Raw genomic sequence first — 13418 nt, forward strand, 5'->3', positions numbered from 1 at the left:
GAGCTCAGCGATGAGACGATCGCTAGCACTCAAAGCCGGGACGGTGGTCGCCGCGATGGCCGTCGCCGTCGCCGGGATCTCGTTCTCGATGAACACCGCCACCGCCCAGACCAACGCCGCGAACGGCTACGCCTCCCAGAACGGCGGCACCACCGGCGGCGCCGGCGGCGCGGTCGTCAGGGCCACCACCGGCACCCAGATCAACCAGGCCCTGTGCAACCGCGCCAGCGCCAGCACGCCGATCATCATCCAGGTCGAGGGCACCATCAACCACGGCAACACGGCCGACGTCTCCGGCGACAGCTGCGACGTCGGGGCGACGCTGATCGACCTGAAGACCGTCAGCAACGTGACGATCCTCGGCGTCGGCTCGGGCGCGGTGTTCGACCAGATCGGCATCCACATCCGCGAGTCGAGCAACATCATCATCCAGAACGTCACGGTGAAGAACGTCAAGAAGTCGGGCTCCCCGACCTCCAACGGCGGCGACGCCATCGGCATGGAGAACGGCGTCCGCAACGTCTGGGTCGACCACGTCACGCTCGAAGCGTCGGGCGGCGAGGCCGAGGGCTACGACGGCCTGTTCGACCTCAAGGACGACAGCAAGTACGTGACGCTGTCGTACTCGATCCTGCGCAACTCCGAGCGCGGCGGCCTGGTCGGCTCCGGCGACAGCGACCTGGACTCCAGCTTCATCACGTACCACCACAACCTGTACCAGAACCTGAACTCCCGCATGCCGCTGCTGCGCGGCGGGACCGCCCACAGCTACAACAACCACTTCACGGGCATCGTCGAGTCGGGCATCAACCCCCGCGTCGGCGCGAAGATCAAGGTGGACAACAACTACTTCGAGGACTCGAAGGACCCGCTCGGGACCTTCTACACCGACCTCATGGGCTACTGGCAGGTCGCCGGCAACGTCTTCGACAACGTGACCTGGTCGTCCCCCGGCACCGACTACCACCCGGCCGGCCCGAACCCGACGTCCACCACCACGGTCTCGATCCCCTACTCGTACGCGCCCGACAACGCGAGCTGCGTCCCGTCGGTCGTCTCCGCGACCGCGGGCGCGAACAAGGGCCTGAAGACCTCCGACGGCACGTGCTCGGTGCAGTCGCCGACCGCGAGCCCGACCACCTCGCCCACGACGAGCCCCACGGTCTCCCCGACCACGACCCCGCCGCCGACCACCGGCACGAACCTGAGCCTGGGCGCGGGCGCCGACGGCACGTCGAAGGCCAGCGGCACCAGCTACGGCAACGTGATCGACGGCAGCACCTCGACCTACTGGTCGCCGAGCGGGACCACGGGCCGCGTCTCGGTGAAGTGGAGCTCCGCCAAGACGATCGACACGGTCGTCATCCGCGAGGCCTCCGACGCGGTCGGCAACATCGACAACTGGCAGCTCGTCAACAACGACACCGGGGCGGTCCTCGCCTCGGGCACGGGCGCGGGCACGATCTCCTTCACCGCGACGTCCTTGACCAAGGTCAACTTCGTGATCACCTCGGCCTCCGGCACGCCGAAGATCATCGAGTTCGAGACGTACGCCTAACCCCGGCAACGGGATTCGAAACAGGGGACGCCCGGGTGCTTTCGCCCGGGCGTCCCCGCCTGTTCAGGCCTTCGATGCGATCGCGCTCAGGATCTCCACGACCTCGGCCCGGTGGAACGGCCCGACGTGCGGCGCCGCAACGGAATGCACCTCGGTCGGGTTGTGCGGGGTCAGCCGGTCGGCCTCGGCGATGAACCGGTCCTGGAGCGCCGGCGGGATGAGCCGGTCCTCGGTGAACCGCACGTAGGTCCGCGGGATGCGACCCCACCGGTCGGCCTGGACCCGGGTCTCGGCGACGGGGATCGCGACCGGCTCGTCGGGCTGGAACAGGTTGAGGACCCGCAGGAACTCCTCGTCGGAGAACCCGCCCGCCAGGCACTCCCTGATCCCGTCCAGCAGTTGCGGATCGGCGGTCCGCCAGTTCACGCGCGCGACCCCGAGCACGGCCGGATCGCCGACGACCGCGGCGGTGACCTTCGCGATGAGGCTGCCGGCGTTCTCGGGCTCGTTGAGGTAGGCGGCCATGCTCGGCAGCTCGACCGGGCAGTACGCCGCCATGTAGACGAGGTGGTCGACCAGCTCAGGGACGGCGTTCCCGACCCGGCTCAGTGTCACCCCGCCCTGGCTGGACCCGACGAGGACGACCGGCCCGTGCTCGCGGGCGCGCCTGACGACCTCGATGGTTCGCTTCTCGTAGTCCTCCAAGGTGAGTGCGGCGAGCGGCGAAGGCTCGGTCGCGAGTGCTTGCGGGTCCTGCGGGGCCTGGTAGGACCGCGGATAGAACCCGTCGATCCCGTGCCCGGGCAGATCGACCGCGACCGTGCGGAACCCGCGCAGGGCGAGCTCGGTGGTCAGGCCGACCCAGCCGAACGACGAGACGTGCGTGCCGTGCACGAGCACGACGGTGGGGACGGGGGACATGGCGACTCCTCAGTTGTCGGTGGTCTTGGCATTGGCCATGGGCTTGCGCCACATGGGAAAGAGCGGGGGAGCGTCATCGACGCGAACCGGCCCGCCGAGATCGGCGAACCCGTACCGGAGGTAGAGCGCGCGGCTGCCCGGCGAACTGGCCTCCAGGTAGACGGCCTCGCCGTCGCGGTCGGCGGTGTCGAGTCTTTGCCGGAGCATGGAAGACCCGATCCCGCGGCCCTGGGACCCGGCGGCGACGCCCATGACGGCCAGGTAGAGGTGCGGCTGGCCGATCGGATGCCTTTCGGCAAGGGCCGCACTGACGGCGAACAGGCGGGCGAGCGGACCTGCGGTGGGGCCGTCCTGATGCAGGGACTCGTCGGCATTGAGCCGCAGCCAGATCGCAGCACCGGTGCCGTGCCCGGCGAGGTAGGTCTCGGCCCCGGGGTGGTCGAGGAAGGAGCGGTAGAAGCCCTCCTGGTACGCGGCCCGCCGGGCGGGATCGGGGAAGAGCCATGCGGCGAGCGGATCGGTCTCGAAGGCGGAGGCGAGCACCGAGGTGACCGCCTCCAGTCGGCCGAGTCCCGATGCGTACGTTGTATCAACGTTCATGCGTACAAAGGTTCCACAGAGAAACCCATGTAATCAAGGTGAAAGGAATCAAAGTGTACTAGCTCAAAGCAAAGTGACCTAGAACGATCGGATGCTAATCTTCGACGTGAACGCGGTCCGAAAACCCGAGCACCGACCGGTCCAGGAGACCGACATGACGATTGCGCCAGTCCCCGCCGAGCCCCCGTACCGCCAGATCGCCGCCGAGCTGCGAGCGGGCATCATCGCGGGCGACCTGCGCCCGGGAGACCGGGTCCCGTCCGTCCGGCAGATCGCGCAGCGTTGGGGCGTCGCGATCGCCACCGCGAACCGCGTCATGGCGGTTCTCCGCGACGAGGGCCTGGTCGTGACCCGAGTCGGCTCCGGCACGGTCGTCAACGACAGGTCCACCACCGACACCGCCCCAGCCACCACCTCGCCCCTGCCCGCCGGTCCCGCCCCGCGGCCTATCCGCCGCGGTCTCCTCCCACCAGCCCTCAACCTCGCGGCGATCCGCCGCACCGCAGTCGGCATCGCGGACCGCGAAGGGCTGCAATCGGTCACGATGCGCCGGGTCGCGGCCGAGTTGAACGTGGGCCCGATGTCCCTCTACCGCCACGTCGCCACCAAGGAGGACCTCCTCCTCCAGATGATCGAGTCGATCACCGAACCAGCCGACCTCCCCGCCCACATCTCGGGCGACTGGCGAGCCGATCTCGAACTGGTCGCCCGCCGTCAATGGGACCTCTACCGCCGCCACCTGTGGGCCGCCCGCGCGATCTCGTTCACCCGCCCGCTCCTGGCCCCCGGCCTCGCCGCCTACACCGAGTGGACCCTCCGAGCCCTCGACGGCCTCGGCCTCCCCCCACGAACCCGCGCCCGCGAGGCCCTGACCCTCCACACCCTGGTCAACACGGCCGCCCTCGCGGTCGCCGCCGAGTCAGAGGCCGAACAGGAGACCGGCGTATCCCTCGACCACTGGCACCGCGCCCAACGCCACCAGACCGCCGACCTCCTGACCACCAACGACTTCCCCCACCTCGCCGCCGTCCCCGAAGACGCCTTCACCGATCTAGAGGCATTGTTCGAATACAGCCTCGCCCGCCACCTCGACGGCTTCGCAGCCCTCCTAGCCGGACCAACACCCCCGGCAGAATTCCCCCAACCGACCCGATAACCGCCCGCCCCAACGAACCCGTCCTCGGTCCCGCAACCGCATCGGCGACCCCGAGCCGCCCTCTCCTCGCGCCGACCCACCCGTCCACAGCCGTTAGCCCGGCACCGTCTGGCCGCCGCTCCGCAACCGCGCGCCCGCAGCCTCACTGCCCGGCCGACCGGCACCCGTCCCGGCACCCGTCGCGGTCTCAGCCGTCCTGCTGCCCAAGCGCATCGGCGACTTCGTCGAGCCGTGCGGCTCGTGATGCCTTGATGAGCACCACATCCCCCGCAAGGACCCGGCCGCGAAGCCAATCAACCGCGGCGTTGTTGTCGGCCAGGGCGATTCCACGCGTGCCCGCGCCCTCCGCGACCACCGCCGCCTCCTCCCCAACCGCGATCACGACATCAGCCTTCGCCGCCGCGTACGCTCCAATCGCCCGGTGCTCAGCTTCGCTTTCCTCGCCGAGTTCCAGCATTCCGCCGAGCACCGCGATGCGGCGCCCGCCCTCGACCGCCGCCAGTGCGTCCAGTGCCGCCCGTGCCGAGTCGGGGTTCGAGTTGTAGGAGTCGTTCAGGAGCGTCACCCCGCCCGGCAGTTCGCACAACTCCATGCGCCACTTCGACAACGAAGCGCCCGCAAGCGCCGCCGCGCTCGCCTCCAGTGGAATCCCCACGGCCAGCCCGGCCGCGGCCGCCGCCGAGGCGTTGTGGGCCTGGTGCGCTCCGATCAGCGGCAGTGCGACCCGCACCTCCGCATCCGCGGTCCGCAGCCCGAACGTCGGCCGGCCGAGCCGGTCCAGTTCCAGGTCGACCACCCGCACATCCGCGTGCTCGGCCGTCCCGAACGTGATCACCGGGCCGTCTGTGAGTGCGCGCATCGCGACCACCGCGGGGTCGTCGGCGTTGAGGACCGCCGTCCCGCCGGGTGCCAGGCCTTCGACCAGTTCGCCTTTGGCTTTGGCGATGCCCCAACGGGACCCGAAGAAGGTGATGTGGGCGAGCCCCACGTTGAGCACCACCCCGACATCAGGCGCGCAGAGCCGCGCCAGCGCGGCGATGTCGCCGATCCGGCGGGCGCCCATCTCCAAGGCCAGGAACCGCGTGTCGGCGTCGGCCCGGAGCATCGTCATCGGCACGCCGAGCTCGTTGTTGGCCGAGCCGATCGCCGCGACGGTGGGCCCGGCGCCCGCGAGCACGGCCCCGATCAGGTCCTTGGTGCTCGTCTTCCCTTGGGAGCCGGTCACTCCGACGACCGTGAGCTGCCCGCGCAACCGGCCCGCGACCTCGGCCGCGAGTGCCTGCAACGCGGCCCGGGCGTCCTCGGCCACGATCGTGGGCAGCGCGGTCGGCCGGGACCCGAGCACGGCGACCGCGCCCGCGTGCCCGGCCTGTTCGGCGTAGTCGTGGCCGTCGGCCCGGTCGCCCGCGAAGGCGACGAAGAGCCCGCCCGGTTCCGATTCCCGGCCGTTGATCACGGCCGGGGCGGTCACCCGCACCGTGCCGTCGCCCTTGACCGTCCCGCCCGTGACGGCGGCGATCTCGTTGAGGCTCATCGGGATCATGCGCGGGTCCCGGAGCGTTCGGTGGATGTCATGCCGCCCAGTGAAGCCCCGGCCGCGTTGCGGCAGTGTATGCGCTTCCCGATACGCCGGCGATAAGTTCGGGGCCGGAGCTTATCGCCGGCATATCGAAAACCGCATACGCCCGGACAACAGCACTCCGCCTTCACTCGACCCATGACCGAGAACGAACCGGCCCGCCCGCCTATGGGCATCACGGTGTACGGATGCGGGCGCGACGAGGCCCTCCTCTTCCAGGAGCTGGGCCCGCGCTTCGGCGTGGAGCCGACGATCGCGACGGCGCCGGTGTCCGAGGGGAACATCGAACTGGCCCTGGGCAACCGGTGCATCAGCGTGAGCCACCGGACCCGCGTCTCCAGCGCCGTGCTGCTCGCGCTGAGCCGCGCCGGCGTCGCGTACGTGTCGACGCGCAGCATCGGCTTCAACCACGTCAACGTGAAATACGCCGAGAGCGTCGGCATCACGGTCGGCAACACGGCCTACTCGCCCGACAGCGTCGCCGACTACACGGTCATGTTGATGCTCATGGCGATCCGCAACGCGAAGTCGATCGTCCTGCGCGCCGACGTCCACGACTACCGCCTCCACGAGACCCGCGGCCGCGAGCTGCGCGACCTCACCGTGGGGGTCGTCGGCACCGGCCGCATCGGCGCGGCGGTCGTCGAGCGGCTGCGCGGCTTCGGCTGCCGGATCCTCGCGCACGACAACCGGAACGAGACCGCGGCCGAGCACGTTGCGCTCGACGACCTGTTGCGGCGCAGCGACATCGTCACCCTCCACACGCCGCTGAACGCCGGCACGCACCACCTCCTCAACCGCCACCGCATCGAGCGGATGAAGCCCGGCGCGGTCGTCGTCAACACCGGCCGCGGCCCGCTCCTCGACACCGAGGCGCTCATCCCGGCCCTGGAGAGCGGCCGGCTCGGCGGCGCGGCGCTCGACGTCGTCGAGGGCGAGGAGGGGATCTTCTACACCGACCACCGGCACGAGAGCGTCGAGAGCAAGCCGCTGCTGCGGCTCCAGGAGCTCCCGAACGTGATCATCAGCCCCCACACCGCCTACTACACCGACCACGCCCTGCGCGACACGGTCGAGAACTCGATCGTCAACTGCCTCGACTTCGAAAGCGGGAACCACCATGTCTGAGCCGCGAGCAAAACTCCACGTCGGCGTCCTCTTCGGCGGCATGTGCGAAGAGCACCCCGTCTCCGTCAAGTCCGCGCAGGAGGTCGCGCGGCACCTCGACACGGATCGCTTCCGGCCCTTCTACATCGGCATCACCGAGGGCGGCGAGTGGCGGCTCTGCGACGGGCCCGCGGCCGATTGGGAGGACGGCGACCACCGGCCGGTCGTCCTCTCGCCCGACCGGAGCGAGCCCGGCCTGCTCGTGCTCGATCCTGTCCTCGATGGTGGCAAGTACGAGGCGATCCGCCTGGACGCGGTGCTGCCCGTCCTCCACGGCAGGCTCGGCGAGGACGGCGCGGTGCAGGGCCTCCTGGAGCTTTCCGGGATCCCGTACGCGGGCTGCGACGTCCAGAGTTCGGCGATCTGCATGGACAAGTCCCTCGCCTACGTCGTCGCGAGGGACGCGGGGATCGCGGTGCCGAACTTCTGGACCGTCGTCGCCGACTCCGACGTCGACCCCGCCGTCCTCCCCTACCCGGTCTTCGTCAAACCGGCCCGGTCCGGTTCCTCCTTCGGCGTCACCAAGGTGACGCGCCCCGAGGACCTCCCGGAGGCTCTCGCGACCGCGAGGGAGTACGACACGAAGGTGCTCGTCGAGGAGGCCGTCGCCGGCAGCGAGATCGGCTGCGCCATCCTGGGGAACGGCGCGGATCTGTTCGCAGGGGAGGTGGACCGGATCGCACTCTCCCACGGCTTCTTCAGGATCCACCAGGAGGACGAGCCCGAGACCGGGTCGGAGAACTCGGCGTTCATCGTCCCCGCCGACGTCCCGGCCGCCTCCCGCGCGCTCATCCAGGACGCCGCCAAGGCGGTCTACCGGGCGCTCGGCTGCGGCGGGCTCGCGCGCGTGGACATGTTCCTCACCGACGACGGGCGCGCGGTCCTCAACGAGGTCAACACGATGCCCGGCATGACCTCGTACAGTCGCTACCCGAGAATGATGGCGGCCGCGGGAGTCCCGCTCGCCGAAGTGATCGACCGGATGATCTCGCTGGCACTGGAGAAGCACCGTTGAAGGACGACTTCGTCTTCATAGACGACCACGTACCCGGAATCCGCTGGGACGCCAAGTACGCCGCGGGCGACAACTTCACCGGCGCCGGGGTCGACGGCTACCTGGCGGACCGGATCGTCGGCACGAAGGCGCTGTGCGCGGCCCTCGGCGACGCCCAGGAGAAGGCCGCGGCCCTCGGTTTCGGCCTGCACCTGTGGGACGCGTACCGGCCGCAGCGCGCCGTCGACCGCTTCCTGCGCTGGACCGCGGAACCGGAGGACGGCCGGACCAAGGACCGCCACTACCCGAACATCGACCGGTCCGAGATGGTCGAGCGCGGCTACATCGCCGCCGCTTCCGGCCACAGCCGCGGCGGCACCGTCGACCTGACGCTCTTCCACCTCGACACCGGCGACCTGGCGGCAATGGGCGGCGGCTACGACCTGATGGACCCGGTCTCCCACCACGGAGCGGAGGGCCTCGCGCCCGCGGAGGCGCGCAACCGCGGTCACCTGCGGTCCCTCATGGAGGACTGCGGTTTCAAGGCGTACCAGTGCGAGTGGTGGCACTACACGCTGCGGGACGAGCCGTACCCGGACACCTACTTCGACTTCCCCGTCGAATAGCGAGGAGCGGCATGCGGATCCGACCGGCGCGAGCGGCCTAGGGGCTCGGCAGCTCCACGGTGACGCGGAGCCCGCCGTCGTCGCGGGGTTCGAGCAGGAGGGTCCCGTCGTGGGCCTGGACGATGCTCTTGACGATCGCCAGGCCGAGCCCGACGCCCGCGTGGTCGGTGCGGATGCGGCGGGTGCCGCGCTGGAACGGCTCGGTGAGGGTCGAGACCAGCTGCGGCGTGAGCTTCGCGCCGGTGTTCTCGACGGTGAGTACGGCGGACCGGGGCCCGGCGGCGGTGGCGACGTCGACGGTGCCACCGTCGGGGAGGTTGTGGACGACGGCGTTGTGCACGAGGTTCACGATCATCTGCTGCAGCAGCGCTTGGGATCCGACCGCGGGGGCGACGTCCCCGGTCGTCCGGATCGCGACGCCGCGCTGCTCGGCTAGGGGGAGGAGCGTCTCGGCGGCCTCCTCGGCGAGCAGCGACAGGTCGACCTCGTCCTTAGTGAAGGACCGCTGGTCGGCGCGGCTGAGGAGCAGCAGCGCCTCGGTCAGGTCGATCGCCCGCGAGTTGACGAGGAAGAGCCGCTCGACGAGCTCGCCGACCTCCTGCCCGGGGTCGCTGCGGGCGACTTCCAGCATGGTCTGCGTGATCGCAAGGGGGGTCCGCAGTTCGTGGGAGGCGTTGGCGGCGAAGCGCTGCTGCTCGGCGACGTGCGCTTCGAGCCGCCCGAGCATCGCGTCGAACGCGTCGGCCAGCTCCCGGTACTCGTCGGCCCGTCCCGGCAGCCGGATCCGGTGTGAGAGCGATCCGCCCGCCGCCATGCGCGTGGCCTCGGTGAGGCGCGCGACCGGGGCGAGCATCCGCCCGGCGAGGAACCAACCGCCGACCAGGCCGAGCACCAGCAGGAGCACGGCGGCCGCGGCCGCCTTCGGCGCGAACGCGCGCCACAGGTCGTACCGGCCCGGGATGAAGAACCCGGGACCGCGCATCCCGTTCTCGTCGACTTCGCCGCGCAGGCTGATCGCCTCGGCGGGCACGTACCGCAGCAGGAAGACCCACACGACCACGAGCAGCAGCACGCCGGCGACCAGCAGGAATCCCGTGTAGCTGAGCGTGAGCTTCATCCGCACGCTCAGACCCGGGGCCCTACGCAAGACCGTCCTCCGGGGCCTCGATGCGGTACCCGACGCCCGCGACCGTGGCGATCACCCACGGCTCGCCGAGGCGCTTGCGCAGCGCCGAGACGGTGATGCGGACGGCGTTGGTGAACGGGTCGGCGTTCTCGTCCCACGCCCGCTCCAGCAGCTCCTCGGCGCTGACGACCCCGCCCTCGGCCGCGACGAGCACCTCCAGCACGGCGAACTGCTTCCTGGTCAGTGCCACGTACCGGCCGTCCCGGAACACCTCCCGCCGGAACGGGTCCAGCCGCAGCCCCGCGATCTCCCGCACCGGCGGCCGGCTGTGCGCCCGCCTGCGGTCGAGCGCCCGCAGCCGGAGCACGAGCTCCCGCAGCTCGAACGGCTTCGTCAGGTAGTCGTCGGCGCCGAGCCCGAACCCGCTCTCCTTGTCGTCCAAGCGGTCGGCGGCGGTCAGCATGAGGATCGGGACGCCGCTCCCGGACGCGACGATGCTCCGTGCAACCTCATCACCGGAAGGCCCGGGAATGTCCCGATCAAGAATCGCAATGTCATAGGAATTGAAGCTCAGCAGCTCCAGAGCCGCATGGCCGTCCTGGGCCACGTCCGCCGCGATCGCCTCCAGGCGCAACCCGTCCCGGATGGCCTCGGCCATGAAGGGCTCGTCCTCGACGACCAGTACACGCATGGCCCCAATGCTACGAGTCCGGGCATATCGCCCGCATATCGAAAACCGCATACGGGCCCACAACAGCGGACGCCCTTCCCTGGAGGCATGACCAGAACCGAAGCAGCGATCCGAAGGACCGTGGTGGGCACCCTCCTCCCCGTGCTGGAGGTGATCGCCCGCTCCCTCGGCTACCGCCTCCTCCGCATCCGCCGCGACCGCGCCGGCCTCGGAATCGCGGACGGTGCGATCCCCTACCGCACCACCGTGTTCGACGACGACGTCCCCGGCGTGGCCAACCTCGACCCGCCCTTCCTCGCCGCCCTCCGCCGCGCCGCGGCCGACGCCGCCTCCGAAGGCGTCGTCTTCACCGTCAACAGCGGCTGGCGCACCCCCGCCTACCAGCGCCGGCTCCGCCGCGAAGCGGTGATCGAGCACGGCTCCGAGGAGGCGGCCGCCCGCTGGGTCTCCACCCCCGAGACGTCCCCGCACGTCGCCGGCGACGCCGTCGACCTCGGCCCCGCCGCCGCCCAGGCATGGCTCACCGCCCACGGCTCGGCCTACGGCCTCTACCAGGTCTACCGCAACGAGCCCTGGCACTACGAACTCCGCCCCGACGGCCGCCCGCCCATGCACGACACCCCGGCGGACGACCCGAGACACCGGTGATCCGCTGCGGCAGTGGAACTCCTGGACCGTGCGCGACGAGGATTTCCGGTAAGGTCCCACCGTTCCTCCGAACCAGACCGACGGGAAGCCCATGCCGCCAAAGAGCCGAAGCGCGTCACCCGACGGAGCCGCGAAGCTCCTCACCAAGCCCCTCGACGACCTCAGCTCCTTCCGGTCCCCGGACCCGAAGGACCGCAGCGGCAAGGGCAAGGACCGCGACGACTCCCCGCCCGAGGAGAACAAGAAGAACCCCATCACCACCTACTCCGACGACAGCGACGAGCTCAACCGCTACCTGCGCACGACGAACAAGAACTCGTACAGCGAAGCGGACCGCAAACGCCTCAACAAGCAGGCCGAAGACCTCTCCGACGCCCTGAAGGACCTCCCCGAGAAACCGGGCCGAACCTACCGCGGCGCCCCCGGCGGCGACTGGCTCGACAAGGTCCAGAAGGACGGCCTCTACTCCGACTCCGCGTTCCTCAGCTCCTCCACCAGCAAAGCCGCCGCAGAACGCTTCAAACTCATCTCCACCGGCGGCTTCGGCGGCGAACGCAAAGACGGCGTCATGTTCACCATCGACGGCAAGAACGGCCGAGACATCACCGACCAGTCCAGCCTCTCCCACCAGAAAGAAGTCCTCTTCGACCGCGGCTCCCTCTTCCAGGTCAAGGACAAGTACAAAGACGGAGACACCACCTACCTCCACCTACAAGAACTCACCTGACCCCCGCCGCCGGACCCCTGCCCCGGCGGCACCCACGCACAACAAAACGGCACCCGCCCGGAGGCTGGTGCCGTTCTTCGTATGAGCCAGGGTTCAAGTACAAACCTGCTGGTGGAGCTTAGGGGATTCGAACCCCTGACCTTTTCCATGCCATGGAAACGCGCTACCAACTGCGCCAAAGCCCCTTGATTGGCGTTCCAGAGGTTTGTAGACCTTGGAACCGGGACTAGTTTACACAGTGTTGGCGGGCGGGGCCCGGGTGGGGCGCGAGACTGGGGTCACGTTGGTGAGCTGGGGGTTTACCAGGGGTATGGGCCCGGTTGGGACTGCATGGTGATCCAGCGGGTCTCGGTGAAGGCCTCGATGTTGGCGGGGCGTCCGCCGAAGCGGGTGCCGGTGCCTGAGGCGCGGACGCCGCCGAAGGGGGCGTGGGCTTCGTCGCTGACCGTTTGGTCGTTGATGTGGACTATGCCCGTCGGGATCTGCTCCGCCAGGTTCCAGGCCCTCATGACGTCCTTCGTGATGATTCCCAGCGAGAGGCCGTATTCGGAGTTTGCGGCGAGCTGCGTGGCTTCTTCTTCGGTTCGGAAGGTGCGGATCGGGGCCACCGGGCCGAAGATCTCCTCGCGCCAGGCGGGGGTTCGGTCTTCGAGGTCGGTCAGGACCGTCGGGCGGTAGAAGAGGTCCTCGTAGGTGCCGCCGGTGGTGATGGTGCCGCCGGCGCGGACCAGGGCGTGGATCTTTTCGCGTTGGGACTGGTCGATGACGGGGCCGAGGTCGACCTTGTCGGTGAACGGGTTGCCCACGATCATCGCCTCGGCTTTGGCGGTCAGCGCGTCGACGAAGTCCGAGTGGAGCGATTCGTGGACGAGGTGGCGGCCGGCGGTCATGCAGATCTGGCCCTGGTGGAAGAAGGAGCCGAAGGCGGCGGCGCCGGCGGCCTGGTCGATGTCGGCGTCGTCGAGGACGAGGAGGGCGGAGTTGCCGCCGAGTTCGAGGTGGACGCGTTTGAGGAGGCGGCCGCCGGCTTCGGCGACGGCGCGGCCGGCCTTGGTGGAGCCGGTGAAGGAGATGACGCGGATGTTCGGGTCGGCGACGATCGCCTCGCCGACGTCGGGGCCGCCGGGGACCAGGTGGAGGAGGCCGGGCGGGAGGCCGGCCTCTTCGAAGACGCGGGCCATGACGACGCCGCCGGAGACGGCGGTGCGCGGGTCGGGTTTGAGGACGACGGCGTTGCCGAGGGCCAGGGCCGCCGCGACGGAGCGGATGCCGAGGATCAGGGGGGCGTTGAAGGGTGCGATGACGCCGACGACGCCGGCGGGGACGCGGCGGACCACCGAGAGGCGGGGGGACTCGGAGGGGATGAGCTCGCCGATCGGGGAGGAGGCGAGGGCGGCGGCCTCGTGGCATTCCGCGGCGGCGACGTGGGTTTCGAAGCCGGCCTTCATCGGGACGGCGCCCGATTCGCGGGTGAGCCACTCGTGGATCTCGACGGCGTGCGCTTCGAAGAGGGTGCCGGCGCGGCGGAGGACCGCGGCGCGGACGTGGAAGGGCGTTGCGGCCCAAGCGGGCTGGGCCGCGGCGGCGGCGCGGGCGGCGGCCGCGATGTCGCCGGGGAGGGCGAC

The 13418-nt window shown here is 70.1% G+C and carries 13 protein-coding genes and 1 tRNA gene; 7 read left to right on the forward strand and 7 right to left on the reverse strand.

Annotated features, from left to right (window positions below):
* Positions 1 to 10: 10 nt before the first annotated feature.
* Complete coding sequence (locus DI269_RS23895) at positions 11 to 1558, forward strand: pectate lyase family protein (protein ID WP_112140641.1); 1548 nt, start codon at positions 11 to 13, stop codon at positions 1556 to 1558.
* Positions 1559 to 1621: 63 nt separating this feature from the next.
* On the opposite strand, the gene DI269_RS23900 is transcribed toward DI269_RS23895, so the two are convergent.
* Positions 1622 to 2479: an alpha/beta hydrolase gene (locus DI269_RS23900; RefSeq protein WP_112140643.1), complete on the reverse strand. Its 858-nt coding sequence runs from the start codon at positions 2477 to 2479 to the stop codon at positions 1622 to 1624.
* A gap of 9 nt (positions 2480 to 2488) precedes the next feature.
* Entirely contained in the window at positions 2489 to 3079 is a 591-nt protein-coding gene (locus tag DI269_RS23905; RefSeq protein WP_112140645.1) for a GNAT family N-acetyltransferase, read from the reverse strand.
* A gap of 154 nt (positions 3080 to 3233) precedes the next feature.
* Between DI269_RS23905 and DI269_RS23910 the strand changes: the two genes are divergently transcribed.
* Complete coding sequence (locus DI269_RS23910) at positions 3234 to 4235, forward strand: TetR/AcrR family transcriptional regulator C-terminal domain-containing protein (protein WP_112140665.1); 1002 nt, start codon at positions 3234 to 3236, stop codon at positions 4233 to 4235.
* Between the two features lie 187 nt (positions 4236 to 4422).
* Here DI269_RS23910 and DI269_RS23915 read toward each other — a convergent pair whose 3' ends face one another.
* Positions 4423 to 5778 carry a UDP-N-acetylmuramoyl-tripeptide--D-alanyl-D-alanine ligase gene (locus tag DI269_RS23915; protein WP_112140647.1) on the reverse strand — a complete coding sequence of 452 codons (1356 nt, stop codon included), beginning with the start codon at positions 5776 to 5778 and terminating at the stop codon, positions 4423 to 4425.
* Between the two features lie 174 nt (positions 5779 to 5952).
* Between DI269_RS23915 and DI269_RS23920 the strand changes: the two genes are divergently transcribed.
* The 3 genes from DI269_RS23920 to vanX are packed head-to-tail and all read left to right on the forward strand — an operon-like array spanning position 5953 to position 8601.
* Complete coding sequence (locus tag DI269_RS23920) at positions 5953 to 6942, forward strand: D-isomer specific 2-hydroxyacid dehydrogenase family protein (protein WP_112140649.1); 990 nt, start codon at positions 5953 to 5955, stop codon at positions 6940 to 6942.
* A complete protein-coding gene (vanA, locus tag DI269_RS23925; RefSeq protein WP_112140651.1) occupies positions 6935 to 7996 on the forward strand; it encodes a D-alanine--(R)-lactate ligase in 1062 nt (353 codons plus the stop codon). Before DI269_RS23920 ends, vanA begins: the two co-directional genes overlap by 8 nt.
* A complete protein-coding gene (gene vanX / locus DI269_RS23930) occupies positions 7993 to 8601 on the forward strand; it encodes a D-Ala-D-Ala dipeptidase VanX (protein ID WP_112140652.1) in 609 nt (202 codons plus the stop codon). The genes vanA and vanX overlap by 4 nt, the downstream gene beginning before the upstream one ends.
* 37 nt (positions 8602 to 8638) lie before the next feature.
* Here vanX and DI269_RS23935 read toward each other — a convergent pair whose 3' ends face one another.
* Both DI269_RS23935 and DI269_RS23940 read right to left on the reverse strand, forming a co-directional pair.
* Positions 8639 to 9748, reverse strand: a complete 1110-nt coding sequence (locus DI269_RS23935) for a sensor histidine kinase (protein WP_112140654.1) — start codon at positions 9746 to 9748, stop codon at positions 8639 to 8641.
* The gene (locus tag DI269_RS23940; protein WP_112140656.1) at positions 9741 to 10418 is read right to left on the reverse strand and encodes a response regulator transcription factor; all 678 of its coding nucleotides are present in this window, start codon (positions 10416 to 10418) and stop codon (positions 9741 to 9743) included. Before DI269_RS23940 ends, DI269_RS23935 begins: the two co-directional genes overlap by 8 nt.
* Before the next feature lie 87 nt (positions 10419 to 10505).
* Between DI269_RS23940 and DI269_RS23945 the strand changes: the two genes are divergently transcribed.
* Both DI269_RS23945 and DI269_RS23950 read left to right on the forward strand, forming a co-directional pair.
* Positions 10506 to 11066 (forward strand): D-alanyl-D-alanine carboxypeptidase family protein, encoded by a 561-nt coding sequence (locus DI269_RS23945; RefSeq protein WP_112140657.1) that lies wholly within the window; start codon positions 10506 to 10508, stop codon positions 11064 to 11066.
* Between the two features lie 91 nt (positions 11067 to 11157).
* Entirely contained in the window at positions 11158 to 11793 is a 636-nt protein-coding gene (locus tag DI269_RS23950; protein WP_112140659.1) for an ADP-ribosyltransferase, read from the forward strand.
* Positions 11794 to 11902: 109 nt separating this feature from the next.
* Here the strand turns inward: DI269_RS23950 and DI269_RS23955 are convergent.
* Positions 11903 to 11978, reverse strand: a tRNA-Ala gene (locus DI269_RS23955).
* Positions 11979 to 12092: 114 nt separating this feature from the next.
* A partial coding sequence (locus DI269_RS23960) for an aldehyde dehydrogenase family protein (RefSeq protein WP_112140661.1) occupies positions 12093 to 13418 on the reverse strand: 1326 nt, incomplete at its 5' end.

It is taken from the genome of Glycomyces dulcitolivorans (assembly GCF_003265355.1).
GTDB lineage: Bacteria > Actinomycetota > Actinomycetes > Mycobacteriales > Micromonosporaceae > Glycomyces > Glycomyces dulcitolivorans.

Bases quoted from the DNA above. Each gene is read 5' to 3' on its own strand.
- DI269_RS23910 (WP_112140665.1), top strand. From the start codon at position 3,234: ATGACGATTGCGCCAGTCCCCGCCGAGCCCCCGTACCGCCAGATCGCC.
- DI269_RS23900 (WP_112140643.1), bottom strand. From the start codon at position 2,479: ATGTCCCCCGTCCCCACCGTCGTGCTCGTGCACGGCACGCACGTCTCG.
- DI269_RS23945 (WP_112140657.1), top strand. From the start codon at position 10,506: ATGACCAGAACCGAAGCAGCGATCCGAAGGACCGTGGTGGGCACCCTC.
- DI269_RS23920 (WP_112140649.1), top strand. From the start codon at position 5,953: ATGACCGAGAACGAACCGGCCCGCCCGCCTATGGGCATCACGGTGTAC.
- vanA (WP_112140651.1), top strand. From the start codon at position 6,935: ATGTCTGAGCCGCGAGCAAAACTCCACGTCGGCGTCCTCTTCGGCGGC.
- DI269_RS23905 (WP_112140645.1), bottom strand. From the start codon at position 3,079: ATGAACGTTGATACAACGTACGCATCGGGACTCGGCCGACTGGAGGCG.
- DI269_RS23915 (WP_112140647.1), bottom strand. From the start codon at position 5,778: ATGATCCCGATGAGCCTCAACGAGATCGCCGCCGTCACGGGCGGGACG.
- DI269_RS23950 (WP_112140659.1), top strand. From the start codon at position 11,158: ATGCCGCCAAAGAGCCGAAGCGCGTCACCCGACGGAGCCGCGAAGCTC.
- DI269_RS23895 (WP_112140641.1), top strand. From the start codon at position 11: ATGAGACGATCGCTAGCACTCAAAGCCGGGACGGTGGTCGCCGCGATG.
- DI269_RS23940 (WP_112140656.1), bottom strand. From the start codon at position 10,418: ATGCGTGTACTGGTCGTCGAGGACGAGCCCTTCATGGCCGAGGCCATC.